This window comes from Pseudomonas putida, assembly GCA_029953615.1.
Classification (GTDB): Bacteria; Pseudomonadota; Gammaproteobacteria; order Pseudomonadales; family Pseudomonadaceae; genus Aquipseudomonas.
Genome location: CP124529.1, coordinates 2,253,808 through 2,272,463, shown reverse-complemented (window position 1 = coordinate 2,272,463; position 18,656 = coordinate 2,253,808). Strand labels below are relative to the sequence as shown.

Below are 18,656 nucleotides of genomic sequence, written 5' to 3'. Positions count from 1 at the left end.
TAGTGAGGCATCACCCTTGCCCGAAGCTGCCCCATGCTGCAGAACATTCCCACCCATGTGATTGCCGGCCCGCTGGGGGCCGGCAAGACCACCCTGATCCGTATTCTGCTGGCCCAGCGCCCTGCCAGTGAGCGCTGGGCTGTGTTGATCAATGAATTCGGCCTGGTAGGCCTGGATGCTGCCTTGCTCAGCCGTGACGAAGACGGCATCGCCATCGGCGAGGTCGCGGGTGGCTGCCTGTGCTGCGTCAATGGCATGCCGTTCCAGGTGGGCCTGGCCCGGCTGCTGCGCAAATCCCGGCCTGACCGGTTATTCATCGAGCCGTCCGGGCTGGGCCATCCTTTGCAGTTGCTTGCGCAGTTACAGCAGGCCCCTTGGGGTGGAGTGCTGACAATACAGCCATTATTGGTGGTTGTGGATGCGCAGTCGATGGTGCGGAACGAGCGGCTCCCGGAGGCTCAACAGCAGGCGTTCGATGCGTCTGAAAGCGTTGTCCTCAACAAATCAGAGGCTGTTGATGATTATTCCAAGCTATTGATAAATAAAAAGTTTTATGGGAAGAAATTATTCTGGACCATCCAAGGAAAGTTGCCCTTGTCGGATCTTCCGGTTGCACCCAAGGGCATTGTCGATAGCTCGCTTGTGGATAACATGATTGTCGACAATCCTGGAAATCCATCCGCAGCGCTATGGACGGATCCTCGCCAACCGATCTGTCTTGCCCAGCAGGGAGAAGGAGGTTGGAGCATTGGCTGGCGCTGGCACCCTGGCCAGCAATTTTATCCACAGCGGCTGCAGGCATTCTTGCGGGCTTGGCCGTGGCGGCGCGCCAAGGGGGTTATCCACAGTGTGGAGGGCTGGCAATCATTCAATGGCCTGAATGGGGATATACCCGCCTGGCAACCCAGCGATTGGCGCAGGGATACGCGTATCGAGCTGATTTTCGACCAGCCGCAATCGCAACTTGCGTTGCAGGCCGGGTTGAGCGAATGCACGCGTCAGTTGATCAGTTGCGCCAGCGGTTGTGCTCCTGGCGCCACTGCTGCATCTCGATGACATTGTCGGCGCGCGGTGGGGTCTTGATCTCGAACGGGTAGGGCGCCAGTTCGATCTGCACGCTGTGGGCGCCGAACTGGGTTACGGTACCGGGGTGGCGCTGTTCGCCCGTGACGGTGAACTCGAAGGCATAGATGCGCGCCAGGCGCTTGCGGCCGTTGGCGTCACGGACAAAGGCAATGCGCTTGAGTGCGACCGCATCGTCGAGCAGTTCGAGGTCGAGCTTGGTGCAATGCTGTTTGACCCGTTCCAGGGCTTTTTCGCGCAACCCGTGGTTGTGCCACAACCAGGCGCCTGCCGTGGCGACCAGCATCAGGACGAAGAGGTTTTCCAGGGTCAACATTTGCATATGCTCCAAACAGGTCGATCCAGCTTAACTGCGTCCCTGGCCTGTCGTACAGGTGGCAATCGAGTTCATACTGCGCTGCGCACAATCCCTGAAACAGCTTTGGAAACCTCCCGCATGAAACGTACCCCGCACCTGCTCGCCATCCAGTCCCATGTGGTGTTCGGCCACGCCGGCAACAGCGCCGCGGTGTTTCCCATGCAGCGTATCGGGGTCAATGTGTGGCCGCTCAATACCGTGCAGTTCTCCAATCACACACAGTATGGCCAGTGGGCGGGTGAAGTGCTTGCCCCGGCGCAAATTCCTGCGTTGGTGGAAGGCATTTCCAACATCGGCGAGCTGGGCCACTGCGATGCGGTGCTGTCCGGTTACCTGGGCAGTGCCGCACAAGGGCGGGCGATTCTGGCCGGCGTCGAGCGGATCAAGGCGGTGAACCCAAAGGCTTTGTACCTGTGCGACCCGGTCATGGGTCACCCGGAAAAGGGCTGCATCGTGCCAGAGGAAGTCAGTGAGTTCCTGCTCGACGAGGCGGCCGCAAGGGCCGACATCCTGTGCCCCAACCAGCTGGAGCTGGACAGCTTCTGTGGGCGCCGGGCGCAGTCGTTGGAGGACTGTGTGAACATGGCGCGCAGCCTGCTGCAGCGCGGGCCGCAGGTGGTGCTGGTCAAGCACCTGGCCTACCCCGGGCGTGCCGAGGAGCAGTTCGAGATGCTGCTGGTGACAGCCGAGCACAGCTGGCACCTGCGCCGCCCGTTGCTGGCGTTCCCGCGGCAGCCGGTGGGGGTGGGTGATCTGACCTCGGGCCTGTTCCTGGCCCGCGTGCTGATGGGCGACAGCTGGGTGCAGGCGTTCGAATTCACCGCTGCGGCTGTGCACGAAGTGCTGCTGGAAACCCAGGCCTGCGCCAGCTACGAGTTGCAACTGGTGCGGGCCCAGGACCGCATCGCGCACCCACGGGTGCGCTTCGAGGCACAGTTGCTGGCGCTTTAAATGGCGTCGGTTTTCAGGTCCTGGTAGCGCTTTTCCAGTTCCTGGCGGATCTGCCGGCGCTGCTGGCCCTGCAGGAAGCGGCGCTTTTCTTCGCTGCTTTGCGGCTGGCGTGGCGGCACCGGCACCGGGCGACGGTTGTCGTCGACCGCGACCATGGTGAAGAAGCAGCTGTTGGAATGGCGTACCGAGCGCTCGCGGATGTTCTCGGTCACCACCTTGATGCCCACCTCCATCGAGGTGTTGCCGGTGTAGTTGACCGACGCCAGGAAGGTCACCAGTTCACCCACGTGCACAGGCTCGCGGAAGATCACCTGATCGACCGACAGGGTGACCACATAGCTGCCGGCATAGCGGCTGGCACAGGCATAGGCCACTTCGTCGAGATACTTGAGCAGGGTGCCGCCATGTACGTTGCCAGAAAAGTTGGCCATGTCCGGGGTCATCAGGACGGTCATGCTCAGCTGGGCGTTTCCAGGTTCCATAGTGTGCTCACGGTGAGGTTGCGCTGAATCGGGCGAGTGGGGGGCGTTATCTGCAGACACTTGTGTTCCCCTCTTCTGAATTTGCCTTCTTGGTACGGGACGTTGGCTGACGCTCCATCGTCACGCCGATCATGCCATCAGCGACGCTTTTCCAGCCGATCTGTTTCTGCATATTGCATCGTCTTTTTACGGCGGGGCGCGATGTTAACCTGACTGCACCCATGCAACATGGGCTTTTCCAGCATTCAAAACAGTATGTACTTGCTGCTCGCTCAGGGTTGCCTTGGCAGAGGAGCGGTCTGCCCAGGCATCCAGCACCGGACGAGAAAAGGAGTATCACGCCATGCATGCCATCAGCTTCATCCAGGATCTGGCAGTCATCATGCTGGTTGCTGGCGTGGTCACCGTTCTCTTTCACCGGCTCAAGCAACCCGTGGTGCTGGGCTACATCGTCGCCGGTTTCATCATCGGCCCGCACACCCCACCGTTCGGCCTGATCCACGACGAAGACACCATCAAGACCCTCGCCGAGCTGGGGGTTATTTTCCTCATGTTCTGCCTGGGGCTCGAATTCAGCCTGCGCAAGCTATTCAGGGTAGGCGCCACGGCATTCATCGCGGCGTTCCTGGAAATCGTGCTGATGATCTGGATCGGCTTCGAGATCGGCCGCTGGTTCGGCTGGAACACCATGGATTCGCTGTTCCTCGGTGCCATCCTGGCAATTTCCTCGACCACGATCATCGTCAAGGCGCTCAACGACCTGAAGATGAAGAACGAGCGTTTCGCCCAGCTGATCTTCGGCGTGCTGATCGTCGAGGACATCCTCGGCATAGGCATCATCGCCCTGCTGTCGGGCATCGCCGTCAGCGGCACAGTCAGCTCGGGCGAGGTGTTCTCCACTGTTGGCAAGCTGTCGCTGTTCATGATCGTCGCGCTGGTGATCGGCATTCTGCTGGTGCCGCGGCTGTTGGCCTACGTGGCTAAATTCGAAAGCAACGAGATGTTGCTAATTACCGTACTGGGCCTGTGCTTCGGCTTCTGCCTGTTGGTGGTGAAGCTGGAATACAGCATGGTGCTTGGTGCCTTCCTGATTGGTGCGATCATGGCCGAATCGCGCCAGTTGCTGAAAATCGAAAGCCTGATCGAACCGGTACGCGACCTGTTCAGTGCGATTTTCTTCGTCGCCATCGGGCTGATGATCGATCCCCAGGTGCTGATCGACTACGCCTGGCCCATCGTGGTCATCACCCTGGCTGTGGTGCTTGGCAAGATGCTGTCGTGCGGCATGGGCGCGTTCATTGCCGGCAATGACGGGCGCACATCGTTGCGGGTGGGCATGGGGCTTTCACAGATTGGCGAGTTTTCCTTCATCATCGCCGCGCTGGGCATGACCCTGCAGGTGACCAGCGACTTCCTCTATCCGGTGGCTGTGGCGGTATCGGCAATCACCACGCTGCTAACACCCTACCTGATCCGTGCCGCCGACCCGCTGTCGCTCAAGCTGGGCAAGGTGGTGCCCAGCCGCCTGGCGCGGGTGCTGTCGTTGTATGGCGAATGGTTGCGCAGCATCCAGCCGCAGGGCGAGAGCGCCATGTTGGCGGCGATGATCCGGCGCATCCTGTTGCAGGTGGGGGTGAACCTGGCGCTGGTGATCGCCATCTTCTTCAGTGGTGGCTACTTCGCCGGGCGCATTGGCAACTGGCTCAGCGAGTGGGTCAGCGATGCCAGCCAGCAGAAAGCGCTGATTTGGGGCGTAGCGTTATTGCTGTCGCTGCCATTCCTGATTGCTGCCTATCGCAAGCTCAAGGCGCTGTCGATGCTGCTGGCGGAGATGGGCGTCAAGCCCGAAATGGCCGGGCGGCATACCCAGCGTGTGCGCCGTGTGGTGGCTGAGGTGATCCCGTTATTGTCGCTGCTGGTGATTTTCCTGCTGTTGTCGGCACTGTCGGCAAGCATTCTGCCGACCAGCGAGTTGCTGCTGGTGATTGCCGTGGTGGCTGCGGTGGTGGTGGCCCTGCTGTGGCGCTGGTTTATCCGCGTGCATACGCGTATGCAGATTGCCTTGCTGGAGACGCTGGAGAACAGCCGCGAGAATACGCACTGACTGTGGGAGCGGGCATGCCCGCGAACACCGGCGCAGCCGGTGCCAGTCACCGCGCTGGGTTCTTCGCGGGCGCGCCCGCTCCTACAGGTACTGCATGGATGCTGACCTTTGTGCAGTACAGCATCAAATCAGAAGTTGGAATCAGCTCTCCAGCCAGACATCCCGCGCCCAGTGCCACACCGATTCCCAGCTTTCCTCGACGACGATTTCCTCTTCGGCATCCCACAGCACCACGGTGCCGTCTTCTTCGACGCAGTAGTAGTTGTCGCCGTCCTGGCACAGCGGAATCAGGTCACGCGGCACGCCGGCATCCCAGGCGTTGGCGGCGACCTCGGGCAGGTAGGTATGCGACTGTGGGTCGGTAACGGTTACCGGCTCCAGTGAGCCATATACCACGTCACTGACGGTTAGCAGGAACTCTTTGAACACGAACGGAATGTTGATGAACAGCTCTTCTTCGATCTCGACCAGCAGGTCCTCGTCGGGAAGCTCAAGGGGCACCGGCACTGGCTCGTTGGCTTCACGGAGTTGTTCGATCACTTCTTCCACGGTTCGCTTCCTCTGACCTAGATGACAACGCTGCGCGTTATACCCTAGTAGGCCACTCTGGCAAAAGCAAAACCCCGGGACAGGCCCGGGGTTTTTTGTGCAGCACGCAGCGGTTAGCCGTTTTGACGGATACCGGCTACCAGCCAAGGCTGGTTTTCGCCTTGGGCGCGAACCATGTGCCAGCTTTCGCTGAACACTTCGCCCTGGTCGAAACGCGAGTTCTTCGACACGCCACGGAAGGTCAGGGTGGCGTCGGTGCGGTCGGCGCGGTCGTCGACACCGTCCAGTTGCACTTCGAGGTTGTCGATGTAGGTGGACTGGAAGCCATCACCCAGTTCGGCGCGCTCGCGCTTGAGGAACTCGAGCATCTGCGGGGTGACGAACTCGGCGATCTTGTCCATCTCGTTGGCGTCCCAGTGCTGCTGCAGCGCCTGGAAGTGGTTACGGGCAGCAGCCAGGAAGTTCTGCTCGTTGAACCAGGCCGGGGCGTTGATCACCGGTGCGGCCGCGGCGGCAGGTGCAGCCGAACCACCGAAGATCGACGGCTGGGCAGGCTGGCCGTGAGCTTCACGCTGCATCGGCGCATGACCTGGCATGGCCATTTGCGGCTGCTGCTGGCGACGGCGCGCGGCGATGAAGCGGAACACCAGGAAGGCGATGAGCGCCACGATCAGGAAGTCCATGATCTGGAAGCCTTCGAAACCGTCGCCCATGAACATGGACGCCAGCAGGCCACCGGCAGCGAGGCCAGCCAGAGGGCCCAGCCAGCGCGAAGCACCGCTGGCGGCCGGAGCGGCACGGCCAGGTGCGGTCGGCGCGGCGGCGGGCGCGGTTGGCGTGGCCTGGCGGGTCTGGTGAATAGGCGCGGAGCCCGAGCTCTTGCCGCCGCCAAAACGCTTGGCGTTGGCATCCAGGCTCAGCGTCAGGCCGACGCAGAGCGCCAGAGCGATGCTAAGAAAACGTTGCATAAATGGGATATCCCCTGTTGTGGATTGCACGCGCGTCATGGTGCACAGGTTCCCGGGCACATGACCAGCGACATAATGTTTCTAGCTTTTGCCTGAATGTTTCCAAGCGAGCAGGACTGGCCCTCTGGATACTGCCGCGGTCCCTGTGGGAGCGGGCGTGCCCGCGAACACCGGCGAAGCCGGTGCCATCCACCGAGTTGCCGGTTTCGCGGGCATGCCCGCTCCCACAGGTATTGCGCAGGCTTTTAGATCGCCTCGAGCTTGGCATACCCCAGCATCAGCCACTTGCTGCCTTCGGCAAAATTCACCTGCACCCGCGCCTGGGCGCCGGAGCCTTCGAAATTGAGGATCACACCCTCGCCGAACACCGCATGCTGCACCCGCTGGCCGAGGTTGAACGCGGTCTGCGGAATGCTGGCATTGGCGAACAGGTTGCTGCTGTTGGTGGCTGCCTTGGTCCCGCCGAACGGGCGGCTGACGCTGTTGGACAGGCGCACTTCCTGAACCAGGCCCGCCGGAATTTCGCGTACGAAACGTGACACCTTGTTGTAGGTCTCGCTGCCATACAGACGACGCGTTTCGGCGTAGGTCATGACCAGCTGGCGCATGGCGCGGGTGATGCCCACATAGGCCAGGCGGCGTTCCTCCTCCAGGCGGCCAGGCTCTTCCAGGCTCATCTTGTGCGGGAACAGGCCTTCTTCCATGCCCACCAGGAACACATACGGGAACTCCAGGCCCTTGGCGCTGTGCAAGGTCATCAGCTGGATGCTGTCTTCATGCTCGTCGGCCTGGGTATCGCCTGCCTCGAGCGAGGCGTGGCCGAGGAACGCCGAGAGTGGCGAGAGGTCGGCGTCTTCGTCGGTGGACTCGAAGTTGCGCGCTGCGCTGACCAGTTCCTCAAGGTTTTCTACCCGTGCCTGGCCTTTTTCACCCTTTTCTTCCTGGTGATAGATGATCAGCCCAGACTGCTCGATGGTGGTCTGGGTCATGGTATGCAGTGGCATGTCCACGACCTTGGCTGCCAACCCCTCGATCAGCTCGATGAACGCACCAAGGGCACTGGCGGCGCGGCCTTTCAGGGCTTTGGCAGCAAGCAGCTGGCACATGGCCTCCCACATCGACAGCTGGCTGTGGCGGGCATGCTCTCTTATGGCTTCGACGGTTTTTTCGCCAATGCCCCGCGGTGGCACGTTGATCACGCGCTCCAGGGCGGCATCGTTGCCACGGCCTTCGATCAGCCGCAGGTAAGCCATGGCGTTCTTGATTTCGGCGCGTTCGAAGAAGCGCTGGCCACCGTAGATACGGTAGGGGATGCGCTCACGCAGCAAGGCTTCTTCCAGCACCCGCGACTGGGCGTTGGAACGGTACAGGATGGCGATTTCGCTACGCGCATTGCCCTTCTTGACCAGGCTCTCGATGGTTTCCACCACGTAGCGCGCTTCGTCGTGCTCGTTGTAGGCCGCGTACAGGGTCAGCGGTTCGCCTTCGCCCAGGTCGGTCCACAGCTCCTTGCCCAGGCGCCCGCTGTTGTTGGCGATCAGCGCGTTGGCCGCCTTGAGGATGCCGCCGGTAGAGCGGTAGTTCTGCTCCAGGCGAATCATTTCGGCGTCGGGGAAGTCGGCGGTGTACTGGTGAATGTTCTCGATCTTGGCGCCGCGCCAGCCGTAGATCGACTGGTCGTCATCGCCCACCGCCATCAGGCTGGCGCCGCCGCGCGCCAACAGGCGCAGCCAGGCGTACTGCACGGCGTTGGTGTCCTGGAACTCGTCTACCAGTACATGCTGGAAGCGCCGCTGGTAGTGTTCCAGCAGGCCGGGGTGGTCGCGCCACAGGTCCAGGGCACGCAGCAGCAGCTCGGAAAAGTCGATGACCCCGGCACGCTCGCAGGCCTGTTCGTACGCGGTATAGACCTCGCGCATGGTCGCCAGGAACAGGTCGCCGCCTGCCTGGATATGCTGCGGGCGCAGGCCTTCGTCCTTCTGCCCGTTGATGAACCACTGGGCCTGGCGTGCAGGCCATTTCTGCTCGTCCAGGCCCAGCTCGCGCATCACCCGCTTGATCAGGCGCTGCTGGTCGTCGCTGTCGAGAATCTGGAAGTTCTGCACCAGCCGTGCTTCCTGCCAGTGGGCCCGCAGCAGGCGATGGGCCAGGCCGTGGAAGGTGCCTACCCACATGCCCGCCGGGTTGATGCCCAGCAGCTGCTCGATCCGCTGGCGCATTTCTGCCGCGGCCTTGTTGGTGAAGGTCACCGACAGGATCGAGTGCGGCGATGCCTGCTCTACCTGGATCAGCCAGGCAATGCGGTGCACCAGCACGCGTGTTTTACCGGAACCGGCGCCAGCAAGCACCAGTTGACGCCCGAGCGTGGCCGCTACGGCCTGGCGTTGGGCATCGTTGAGGGAATTCAGCAGGAGGGAGAGGTCGTCTGTGTGCATCGGGCCATTCTAGGGCGCGGCAGGAAATGGGGCAAACCTCTACTGTATGAATATTCACCTGTCACATGCCCGTTCATCGAGCCAATGGCAGGTGCCAGGTCGCCGCTCGGGCGACCTGGTGGGCAGCGGTTCAGTCAATTGCCTCGATAGTGCGAATTTCGCAGCGCTGCGAACCGCCGGCATGGATGATCTCCACGGTGTTCCAGCCAGTGCCGCCTGCACGTTCGAACACCACGGTTTTTTCCGTCACCACTTGCGGGGTGATTGCGCCGCTATCCTGCAGCTGAAGCTCCAGCACTTCCCAGCCGCCCTTGTGGCGCCCCTTTGGTTCGACCAGCACCGGTTCGATGGCCGGGCAGCCGACCGTAACGGTGCCGTGAACCCTGAAAACCTGCTCGCCGTTGGCGATGTCATTAATTGCAACGAGGTTGGCGATAATAGCCATTGTCTGCTCCTGTCTCGGTTGAAAGTAGCGCCAGCGCGCAGGGGCTACTTTCTGCCCTTTCACCTGCCACAGGAGCAGGGCAGTGCTTCAGCTATGCCAGTGCCTGCCATGCCTGGCGAGCAGGCTGTTGGCTTGCTCCGGCCCGTTGCTGCCTGCCGGGTACGGTCGCGGCGCCTGGAAGTGCTCTTCACAGCCCTTGATGATCGGGTCGATCCAGGCCCAGGCCGCTTCCACTTCATCGCGGCGCATGAACAGCGTCGAGTCGCCCTCCAGCACATCCAGCAGCAGCCGCTCGTAGGCCTCCCAGCGGCGGGTCTGGCTGAACACCTGGGCCAGGTTCAGGTCCAGGTCGACCGGTTCCAGGCGCATGCCTTTGCCCGGACTCTTGGTCATCATGCGCAGGCTGATGCGTTCGTCCGGTTGCAGCTGGATCAGCAACTGGTTGACCTGTCCACCCTTGAACAGCTCGTGGGGCACTGGCTTGAACTGGATGACGATCTGCGATGAGCGCCGTGCCATGCGCTTGCCGGTGCGCAGGTAGAAGGGCACGCCGGCCCAGCGCCAATTGTCGATGTGCGCCTCGATGGCGATGAAGGTTTCGGTGTCGCTGTCGTTGTCGACGTCCTTTTCGAAGTAATAGGCCGGCACTTCCTGGCCGCCGATGTGCCCGGCGCCATATTGGCCGCGTACGGTCTTGTCCTGAACGTCCTGACCAGTGATGGGCTTGAGGGCCCGCAGGATTTTCACTTTCTCGTCGCGCACCGCTTCGGCCTCGAACTGCGCGGGGGGCTCCATGGTCACCAGGCATAGCAGTTGTAACAGGTGGTTCTGCAGCATGTCGCGGGTCGCCCCGGCGCGGTCGTAGTAGCCGCCGCGGTTCTCTACCCCCAGGGTCTCGCAAACGCTGATCTGCACGTGGTCGACCTGGTTGTTGCGCCACACCGGCTCCAGCAGGGCGTTGGCAAAGCGCAGGGCCATCAGGTTCTGCACGGTTTCCTTGCCCAGGTAGTGGTCGATGCGGAATACCTGGTTTTCCTCCAGCACTGCACCAATCGCTTCGTTGATGGCGGTAGCCGATTCCAGCGAGTGACCGATCGGCTTTTCCAGCACGATGCGCGCTTCGGCGTCGGCCAGCCCGGCGTTATGCAGGTGCCTGGCAATCGGCACGAACAGGTTGGGGGCGGTAGCCAGGTAGAAGATGCGGGTCAAGCCGCCGGGCTCGCCCAGGTAGCGCGACAGGCGGCCGAAGTCGGCGCTTTGCGAAGCATCCATGGCAAAATAGTCGACCCGCGCGGAAAACCGCTGCCAGACCTCTTCGTCGAAGTCGTTGCGGGCGATCTGGGCCCGGCAGTGGCGTTCGGCGAGCTTGAGATAGTCGTTACGTGGCAAGGTGCGGCGCGCCAGCGCGATGATCCGCACGGCAGGGTCTAGACGGGCCTCGCGAAACAGGTGGTAGAGCGCCGGAAGCAATTTGTGCAGGGCCAGATCGCCGGTGCCACCGAAGACCAGAATGTCGCAAGGAATAGTCAAACCACCACTCTCCACGTTCGTTTAACTGGGCGGGTTGGCGTCCATGTAGTATAACTACAAGAAAGCTACAACCCGGCCAGCCGATCATAACCGAGTCCAGCCCGTGAATCTGTTGCAACATATCGCCCAATCGCGCCACCTGCTGCGCAAATCGGAACTCAAGGTAGCCGACCACGTGCTACTCGACCCGGCTGCCGTCATGCACAGTTCAATGGCCGACCTGGCGCACAGTGTGGGTATCAGCGAACCGACCATCGTGCGGTTCTGTCGCGCGATCGGTTGCTCGGGCTTTCAGGATTTGAAGCTGAAGCTGGCGCAGAGCCTGGCCGCGGGGGCCAGTTTCGGTCAGTTCGCCATCCATGAAGACGATTCGGTCGCCGACTACAGCCTGAAGATCTTCGACACCACCCTGCACACCCTGATGGAAGTGCGCGAGCACCTCGACCCACAGGCGCTGCAGCAGGCGGTAACCGCCATGGCCCAGGCGCAGCGCGTGGAGTTCTATGGCTTTGGTGCCTCCGGTGCGGTGGCGGCCGATGCCCAGCACAAGTTCTTCCGCCTGCTGCTCAGCGCGGCAGCTTATTCCGACCCGCACATGCAGGCGATGTCGGCGGTGACTCTGAAGCCGGGTGATGTGGCGGTATGCATTTCCCAGTCGGGCCGTTCCAAAGACCTGTTGATTACTGCCAACCTGGTCCGTGAGAGCGGTGCCAACCTGATTACCTTGTGCCCCAGCCAGACACCGCTGGCCGAGCTGTCGACGGTCAACCTGGCGATCGACGTGCATGAAGACACCGAAATCTATACCCCGCTGACCTCGCGTATCGCCCACCTGGTGGTGATTGATGTGCTGGCCATGGGCGTGGCCATGGCGCGCGGGCCGAGCTTGGTCAACCACCTGAAGAGCGTGAAGCGCAGCTTGCGCAGCCTGCGCTTGTCGCCGAAGTCGATCAAGGCTACCGACGACTGAACGCCTGCACCGGCCTCTTCGCGGGCTTGCCCGCTCCCACAGGGATTGCGCCGATTTCAAAAAGTGCGCAGTACCTGTGGGAGCGGGCGAGCCCGCGAAGAGGCCGGTACAGGCAGTGAAACTTCACTGTTTTGTCACCATTCCACAGCCAAACCGTAACCCATCAAGGCCAGTCTGAAACTCCCGCATCCTATCTGGGAGACAGGCAATGGCTCGTGACTTCGACGGTACCTACCAACCCAGCGCCAAGGCTCGCAAGCAGCAGGAAAAGGACCGGCGCCGCATGGAATACCGCCGCGCGATCGAGAGCTATTGCGACCAACGTCAACTGCTCCGCGAACTGGTGGACTATCCCGAGCTGCAAGCGCTCACGGTCTGGCAGGCGTCGGCAGCGGCTTCCCCGAAAAACGCTCAACCAGCGCGCTGATCAACGCACGTTCGCTACGAATGAACGCCAGGAAGGCCAAGGCCACCGGCGACTGCCGTTTGGCCTTGGACTGCACGACGCACCAGCTGCGGTACAGCGGCAGTTCCTCCACCGGCAGTTCCTTCAGCACACCGGTGGCCAGTTCCAGGTTGACCGCATGGCGGGTCAGCAGGGCAATGCCCAGGCCGGCGATCACGCACTCCCGTTGGGCGTCGGCCGAGGCCACTTCCAGGGTCTGGGTGAAATGTACGCGCTTGTCCTTGAAGTATTCCTCGCACGCCTTGCGCGTGCCCGAACCTTGTTCGCGGACCAGCAGGGTATGAGGTTCCAGGTCCTGCAGGCGCAGCTGTTCCAGCTTGCACAGCGGGTGCTCGGGTGGCGCCACCGCGACGATCGGGTTGTTGAGGAATGGCAGGAACTCCAGGCCCATGTCCTGCGGCACCATGGACATGATGATCAGGTCGTCGCGGTTGTCCGACAGGCGGCGGATGGCCTGGGCCCGGTTGACCACCGTCAGGGTCAGGTTGACCTCCGGGTGACGTTGCTTGAAGGCCGCGAACAGGTGTGGCACGAAGTACTTGGCACTGGACTCGATCGCCAGTTTCAACTGCCCCTGCAATGAGCCCTGCATGTCCGACAGCTGCATGTCCAGGCTCTCCAGGCGCCCGAAGATATCGCGGCTGGCGCGTTGCAGGGCCTCGGCAGCTTCGGTCAGGTAGAGCTTCTTGCCTACGTACTCGAACAGCGGCTGGCCGATCAGCTCTTCGAGCTGGCGGATCTGTAGACTAACGGCGGGTTGCGTCAGCGCCATCTCTTCCGCCGCACGGCTGTACGAACGCAAATCGCACACCTCGTTGAAGATCTGCAGCTGACGCAAAGTCATACGCATCAAGGACTTACGCATTTTTATCCGCCCTTCGGCAATACCTTGTTACCGCACTATAAGCTTTTGCTAATACAGCCCCTAACAAATATTGATTTTTGTTTATCAACCTACAGCGCTAGGGTGAATGTGCGACTGGCCAGCAGCGTCTGGTCACGCGCCGACCGGGAGAACCGGCTCGACTGTTCCTACGGCTTTGGGAAGACTCCAGTGATAAAAAAAATCCTGATCGCCAACCGAGGTGAAATTGCAGTTCGGATCGTGCGCGCCTGCGCCGAGATGGGCATTCGCTCGGTGGCGATCTATTCCGACGCCGACCGCCACGCCTTGCACGTCAAGCGCGCCGACGAAGCCCACAGCATTGGTGCCGAGCCGCTGGCCGGTTACCTGAACCCGCGCAAGCTGGTGAACCTGGCTGTGGAAACCGGCTGTGATGCCCTGCACCCGGGCTATGGTTTTCTGTCGGAAAACGCTGAACTGGCAGAGATCTGCGCCGAGCGCGGGATCAAGTTCATCGGCCCGGCCGCCGAGGTCATTCGCCGGATGGGCGACAAGACCGAAGCGCGCCGCACCATGATCGCCGCCGGTGTGCCGGTAACCCCGGGCACCGAAGGCAACGTTGCCGATATCCACGAAGCCCTGAGCGAAGGTGACCGCATCGGTTACCCGGTCATGCTCAAGGCCACCTCGGGTGGTGGTGGCCGTGGTATCCGCCGTTGCAACAGCCGCGAAGAACTGGAACAGAACTTCCCCCGCGTCATCTCCGAGGCTACCAAGGCCTTTGGTTCTGCGGAAGTGTTCCTGGAAAAGTGCATCGTCAACCCCAAGCATATCGAGGCGCAGATCCTTGGTGACAGCTTTGGCAACGTGGTGCACCTGTTCGAGCGCGACTGCTCGATCCAGCGCCGCAACCAGAAGCTCATCGAAATCGCCCCGAGCCCCCAGCTCACCCCTGAGCAGCGCGCCTACATCGGCGACCTGGCGGTGCGTGCGGCCAAGGCGGTGAACTACGAGAACGCCGGTACCGTGGAGTTCCTGCTCGCCGATGGCGAGGTGTACTTCATGGAAATGAACACCCGGGTGCAGGTGGAACACACCATCACCGAGGAAATCACCGGTATCGACATCGTCCGGGAACAGATCCGCATTGCCTCGGGCCTGCCGCTGTCGGTCAAGCAGGAAGACATCCAGCACCGCGGTTACGCGCTGCAGTTCCGCATCAACGCCGAAGACCCGAAGAACAACTTCCTGCCCAGCTTCGGCAAGATCACCCGCTACTACGCCCCCGGCGGCCCGGGCGTGCGTACCGGACACAGCGATCTACACCGGTTACACCATTCCGCCGTTCTACGACTCCATGTGCCTGAAACTGGTGGTGTGGGCGTTGACCTGGGAAGAAGCCATGGACCGCGGCCTGCGGGCCCTGGACGACATGCGCGTGCAAGGGGTGAAGACCACCGCCGCGTACTACCAGGAAATCCTGCGCAATCCGGAATTCCGTAGCGGCCAGTTCAATACCAGCTTCGTCGAAAGCCACCCGGAACTGACCAACTACTCGATCAAGCGCAAACCCGAAGAGCTGGCCCTGGCCATCGCCGCCGCCATCGCCGCCCACGCAGGCCTGTGAGGAACCCCATAATGTCCAAGAAAATTCACGTAACCGACACGATCCTGCGCGACGCCCACCAGTCCCTGCTGGCCACCCGCATGCGTACCGAAGACATGCTGCCGATCTGCGACAAGCTCGACAAGGTCGGCTACTGGTCGCTGGAAGTCTGGGGTGGCGCCACCTTCGACGCCTGCGTGCGCTTCCTCAAGGAAGACCCATGGGAGCGCCTGCGCAAGTTGCGCGCGGCGCTGCCCAACACCCGCCTGCAAATGCTGCTGCGCGGCCAGAACCTGCTGGGCTACCGCCACTACAGCGACGACGTGGTCAAGGCCTTCGTCGCCAAGGCAGCGGTCAACGGTATCGACGTGTTCCGCATCTTCGATGCCATGAACGACGTGCGTAACCTGCGTGTGGCCATTGAAGCAGTCAAGGCCGCCGGCAAGCACGCCCAGGGCACCATCGCCTATACCACCAGCCCGGTGCACACCATCGAAGCCTTCGTGAACCAGGCCAAGCAGATGGAAGCCATGGGTTGCGACTCGATCGCGATCAAGGACATGGCCGGCCTGCTGACCCCGTTCGCCACCGGTGAACTGGTCAAGGCGCTGAAGGCCGAGCAATCGTTGCCGGTGTTCATCCACTCTCACGACACTGCCGGCCTGGCCGCCATGTGCCAGCTGAAGGCTGTGGAAAACGGCGCCGATCACATCGACACCGCCATCTCCAGCTTCGCCTGGGGCACCAGCCACCCGGGTACCGAGTCGATGGTTGCCGCGCTCAAGGGCAGCGAGTTCGACACCGGCCTGGACCTGGAGCTGTTGCAGGAAATCGGCTTGTACTTCTATGCCGTGCGCAAGAAGTACCACCAGTTCGAAAGCGAGTTCACCGCTGTGGACACCCGCGTGCAGGTCAACCAGGTACCGGGCGGCATGATTTCCAACCTGGCCAACCAGCTCAAGGAGCAGGGCGCCCTCAATCGCATGAACGAGGTGCTGGCAGAGATCCCGCGCGTGCGTGAAGACCTCGGCTTCCCGCCGCTGGTGACCCCGACGTCGCAGATCGTCGGCACCCAGGCGTTCTTCAACGTGCTGGCCGGCGAGCGCTACAAGACCATCACCAACGAGGTGAAGCTGTACCTGCAAGGCGGTTACGGCAAGGCCCCGGGCGTGGTCAACGAGCAGTTGCGCCGCCAGGCGATCGGCAGCGAAGAAGTGATCGACGTACGCCCGGCCGACCTGCTGAAGCCGGAAATGGCCAAGCTGCGTGCCGACATCGGCGCTTTGGCCCGTTGCGAAGAAGACGTGCTGACTTTCGCCATGTTCCCGGATATCGGCCGCAAGTTCCTCGAAGAACGCGAAGCCGGCACGCTGACCCCTGAAGCCCTGCTGCCAATTCCTGAAGCCGGCGCAGTGGCATCCCATGGCGGTGAAGGCGTACCGACCGAGTTCGTCATCGACGTGCACGGCGAAACCTACCGCGTCGACATCACCGGCGTGGGCGTGAAGGCCGAAGGCAAGCGCCACTTCTACCTGTCGATCGACGGCATGCCGGAAGAAGTGGTGTTCGAGCCGCTCAACGAATTCGTCGGCGGCGGCAGCAGCAAGCGCAAGCAGGCCAGTGCCCCGGGCCACGTCAGCACCACCATGCCAGGCAACATCGTCGATGTGCTGGTCAAGGAAGGCGACATGGTCAAGACCGGCCAGGCCGTGCTGATCACCGAAGCCATGAAGATGGAGACCGAAGTGCAGGCGGGTATCGCCGGCAAGGTCGTGGCCATCCACGTGGCCAAGGGCGACCGTGTGACGCCGGGTGAGATCCTGATCGAGATCGAAGGCTGAGATAAGCCCTCATCTACAAGCGGTTAACCTCTGGGGAGCGGATGCTCCCCTTTTTTTTGCGTTGAATCTGCCGGCCTCTTCGCGGGCTTGCCCGCTCCCACAGGTTTTCCTCAAGTATCGAGACTGGTGGTGTACCTGTGGGAGCGGGCAAGCCCGCGAAGAGGCCGGTTGTTCCAGTGCAATTCTCAACCCTTGCGGCACGCCTCCAAGGTCAGCACCTGCCCCTCGGGCTGCTGGTTTTCCTCGCTCAACCACCGCTCGAACCCGGCAGCCACGGTCGGCCACTCATCATCGGTAATCGAGTACCAGGCGGTATCCCGGTTGTGGTCTTTCACCACCAGGTGTTTGCGGAACACTCCTTCGAACACAAAGCCAAACCGCTCCGCCGCCCGCCTGGAGCGGGCGTTGGCGTTGTTGCATTTCCACTCCAGCCGGCGGTTGCCCAGTTCGAAGGCCAGCTTGCCCAGCAGGTACACCGCCTCGGTGCCCTTGGGCGTGCGCTGCATGGCGGCGCCGAAGGCGACGTGGCCGATTTCGATGCGGCCGTGGTCGGGTACGATCGACATCAGGCTGAGGATGCCCTGGGCCTGGCCGCTCGGGCGGTCGATCACGGTGTAGAACAGCGGGTCGCGGCCGGCGGCGTTGCCCTCCAGCCAACGGTTGAAGGCGGCACGTTCGGTGAACGGGCCATAGGGCAGGTAGTCCCACAGCACCGGGTCGGCAGCCGGACCTTGCAGCGCCTCCCACAGGTCGTCGCCATGGCGCGCCGGGTCGAGCTTTTCAAGGCGGATGAAGCGGCCGTCGATGGGCTCGGCCTTGGGGGCTGCAGCGGGTTTCCAGTTCAATGCGTCGGTCATGTTCGGGCTTAGAACTCTTTGCGGAATTGTATGAAGCCCGAGCGCTCGGCAACCTGCTGGTACAGGCTGATGGCGGTGGCGTTGGTCTCGTGGGTCACCCAGTACACCTTGCTGCAGTTGTCGGCCTTGGCTCTTGCGTAGACGTGCTCGATCAGCTGGCGGCCGATTCCCAGGCCGCGCTGCGCGCTGTCCACGTACAGGTCCTGCAGGTAGCAGGCGTTGCCGATACTCCAGTTGGTACGATGGTAGATGAAGTTGACCATGCCCACCGCCTTGCCATCGACCCAGGCCAGGACTGAATGGGTCGGCTCGGTGGGGTCGAGCAGGCGCTGCCAGGTGCTGAGGCTCACCTCATCGCTCAGTTCGGATTCATAGAAGCGCAGATAGGCGTGCCACAGGGCAAGCCAGGCAGCATGGTCTTGGGCAGTGACGGGGCGCAGGGTAACGCTGGACATGGGGCTGTTCCTTCAGAGTGGGCGCATGTGCGCCGCGAGTTGGTTATCCAGGTAATCGGGGCTGGCGCTCAGGCCTTCGCGCACGCCGGCAATGTCTTGCTCAGAGCGGTTCTGGCTGAGCTTGCGCGCGCCTTGCAGGCGGGCGATGGGCAGGCGGATGCCGACGATGGCGCGCAGCATGCCGTCGAGGTAGTCACGCGGGGCATCGCTGACGTTCCACGGTTCGCTGCGGCCTTGTTCGTGGCGCTCGGTCAGGCGGCTGACAATGGCCAGCAGAGGCTCGGCGTCGTGTATCACTTCAGCCGTGCCATAGGCGTGCACGGCCAGGTAGTTCCAGGTTGGCACTACCTTGGGGTTGTCGGCCTTGCTCGGGTAGTAGCCGGGGCTGACATAGGCATCGGCGCCGGGGAACACCAGCAGGGCTTCGCTTCCTTGCTCCAGGTCGCACCATTGGCGGTTGGCCCGCGCCAGATGGGCATAGACGGTGCCGAATTCGCCTTCGGCGGTATTGACCAGCACGGGCAGGTGCGTGGCCAGCAGGCCTTGTTCGCCCTGGCTGACCAGGATGGCCAGCCGGGTAGCGAGCATGTGCTGGTGCAGACGCCCGAGGTCGTGTTCCTGATGGGGTTTGCTGTTGTACATGCTCGGTTTCCTTGTGCGATGGCCCTATCCTAGGCAGGCTATTGGTTCATAGTAAGAGCCATTAGCAGCT

General features: G+C 62.2%; 17 protein-coding genes and 1 pseudogene. 7 read left to right on the top strand and 11 right to left on the bottom strand.

Annotated features, from left to right (window positions below; genetic code table 11):
* Positions 1-33 precede the first annotated feature (33 nt).
* A complete protein-coding gene (locus QIY50_10405) occupies positions 34-1,056 on the top strand; it encodes a CobW family GTP-binding protein (GenBank protein ID WGV22535.1) in 1,023 nt (340 codons plus the stop codon).
* On the opposite strand, the gene QIY50_10400 is transcribed toward QIY50_10405, so the two are convergent.
* The gene (locus tag QIY50_10400) at positions 1,007-1,399 is read right to left on the bottom strand and encodes a DUF3301 domain-containing protein (GenBank protein WGV22534.1); all 393 of its coding nucleotides are present in this window, start codon (positions 1,397-1,399) and stop codon (positions 1,007-1,009) included. The two genes, QIY50_10405 and QIY50_10400, sit on opposite strands and share 50 nt — an antisense overlap.
* A gap of 120 nt (positions 1,400-1,519) precedes the next feature.
* On the opposite strand from QIY50_10400, the gene pdxY reads away from it, so the two are divergent.
* The gene (gene pdxY / locus QIY50_10395; GenBank protein WGV22533.1) at positions 1,520-2,392 is read left to right on the top strand and encodes a pyridoxal kinase PdxY; all 873 of its coding nucleotides are present in this window, start codon (positions 1,520-1,522) and stop codon (positions 2,390-2,392) included.
* On the opposite strand, the gene QIY50_10390 is transcribed toward pdxY, so the two are convergent.
* Entirely contained in the window at positions 2,389-2,874 is a 486-nt protein-coding gene (locus QIY50_10390; protein ID WGV22532.1) for an acyl-CoA thioesterase, read from the bottom strand. The two genes, pdxY and QIY50_10390, sit on opposite strands and share 4 nt — an antisense overlap.
* A 343-nt stretch (positions 2,875-3,217) precedes the next feature.
* Between QIY50_10390 and QIY50_10385 the strand changes: the two genes are divergently transcribed.
* A complete protein-coding gene (locus tag QIY50_10385) occupies positions 3,218-4,978 on the top strand; it encodes a cation:proton antiporter (protein WGV22531.1) in 1,761 nt (586 codons plus the stop codon).
* A 141-nt stretch (positions 4,979-5,119) separates the two neighbouring features.
* Here QIY50_10385 and QIY50_10380 read toward each other — a convergent pair whose 3' ends face one another.
* The 5 genes from QIY50_10380 to zwf form a co-directional block, all read right to left on the bottom strand.
* Positions 5,120-5,527 carry an SMI1/KNR4 family protein gene (locus QIY50_10380; protein ID WGV22530.1) on the bottom strand — a complete coding sequence of 136 codons (408 nt, stop codon included), beginning with the start codon at positions 5,525-5,527 and terminating at the stop codon, positions 5,120-5,122.
* A gap of 113 nt (positions 5,528-5,640) precedes the next feature.
* On the bottom strand, positions 5,641-6,495 hold the full coding sequence (locus QIY50_10375; protein WGV22529.1) for a TIM44-like domain-containing protein: 855 nt from the start codon (positions 6,493-6,495) through the stop codon (positions 5,641-5,643).
* A gap of 245 nt (positions 6,496-6,740) precedes the next feature.
* Complete coding sequence (gene uvrD / locus QIY50_10370) at positions 6,741-8,930, bottom strand: DNA helicase II (protein WGV22528.1); 2,190 nt, start codon at positions 8,928-8,930, stop codon at positions 6,741-6,743.
* A 130-nt stretch (positions 8,931-9,060) separates the two neighbouring features.
* The gene (locus QIY50_10365) at positions 9,061-9,375 is read right to left on the bottom strand and encodes a hypothetical protein (GenBank protein WGV22527.1); all 315 of its coding nucleotides are present in this window, start codon (positions 9,373-9,375) and stop codon (positions 9,061-9,063) included.
* A gap of 87 nt (positions 9,376-9,462) precedes the next feature.
* Positions 9,463-10,905: a glucose-6-phosphate dehydrogenase gene (gene zwf, locus QIY50_10360; protein ID WGV22526.1), complete on the bottom strand. Its 1,443-nt coding sequence runs from the start codon at positions 10,903-10,905 to the stop codon at positions 9,463-9,465.
* A gap of 103 nt (positions 10,906-11,008) precedes the next feature.
* Here zwf and hexR point away from each other — a divergent pair, with 103 nt between their 5' ends.
* Together hexR and QIY50_10350 are read left to right on the top strand one after the other, a co-directional pair.
* Positions 11,009-11,875: a transcriptional regulator HexR gene (gene hexR, locus QIY50_10355; protein ID WGV22525.1), complete on the top strand. Its 867-nt coding sequence runs from the start codon at positions 11,009-11,011 to the stop codon at positions 11,873-11,875.
* A gap of 208 nt (positions 11,876-12,083) precedes the next feature.
* On the top strand, positions 12,084-12,302 hold the full coding sequence (locus QIY50_10350) for a hypothetical protein (protein ID WGV22524.1): 219 nt from the start codon (positions 12,084-12,086) through the stop codon (positions 12,300-12,302).
* Here QIY50_10350 and QIY50_10345 read toward each other — a convergent pair.
* On the bottom strand, positions 12,244-13,206 hold the full coding sequence (locus tag QIY50_10345) for a LysR family transcriptional regulator (GenBank protein ID WGV22523.1): 963 nt from the start codon (positions 13,204-13,206) through the stop codon (positions 12,244-12,246). The two genes, QIY50_10350 and QIY50_10345, sit on opposite strands and share 59 nt — an antisense overlap.
* A 189-nt stretch (positions 13,207-13,395) precedes the next feature.
* Here QIY50_10345 and QIY50_10340 point away from each other — a divergent pair.
* Together QIY50_10340 and oadA are read left to right on the top strand one after the other, a co-directional pair.
* A pseudogene (locus QIY50_10340) lies at positions 13,396-14,812 on the top strand (acetyl-CoA carboxylase biotin carboxylase subunit).
* 11 nt (positions 14,813-14,823) lie between these two features.
* Positions 14,824-16,632 carry a sodium-extruding oxaloacetate decarboxylase subunit alpha gene (oadA, locus tag QIY50_10335; GenBank protein ID WGV22522.1) on the top strand — a complete coding sequence of 603 codons (1,809 nt, stop codon included), beginning with the start codon at positions 14,824-14,826 and terminating at the stop codon, positions 16,630-16,632.
* 185 nt (positions 16,633-16,817) lie between these two features.
* Here the strand turns inward: oadA and QIY50_10330 are convergent, their stop codons facing one another.
* The 3 genes from QIY50_10330 to QIY50_10320 are packed head-to-tail and all read right to left on the bottom strand — an operon-like array spanning position 16,818 to position 18,586.
* Positions 16,818-17,489, bottom strand: coding sequence for a GNAT family protein (locus QIY50_10330; protein ID WGV22521.1), 672 nt, complete (start codon positions 17,487-17,489; stop codon positions 16,818-16,820).
* 8 nt (positions 17,490-17,497) lie between these two features.
* On the bottom strand, positions 17,498-17,944 hold the full coding sequence (locus QIY50_10325; protein WGV22520.1) for a GNAT family N-acetyltransferase: 447 nt from the start codon (positions 17,942-17,944) through the stop codon (positions 17,498-17,500).
* A gap of 12 nt (positions 17,945-17,956) precedes the next feature.
* Positions 17,957-18,586, bottom strand: a complete 630-nt coding sequence (locus QIY50_10320; protein WGV22519.1) for an FMN-binding negative transcriptional regulator — start codon at positions 18,584-18,586, stop codon at positions 17,957-17,959.
* Positions 18,587-18,656 lie beyond the last annotated feature (70 nt).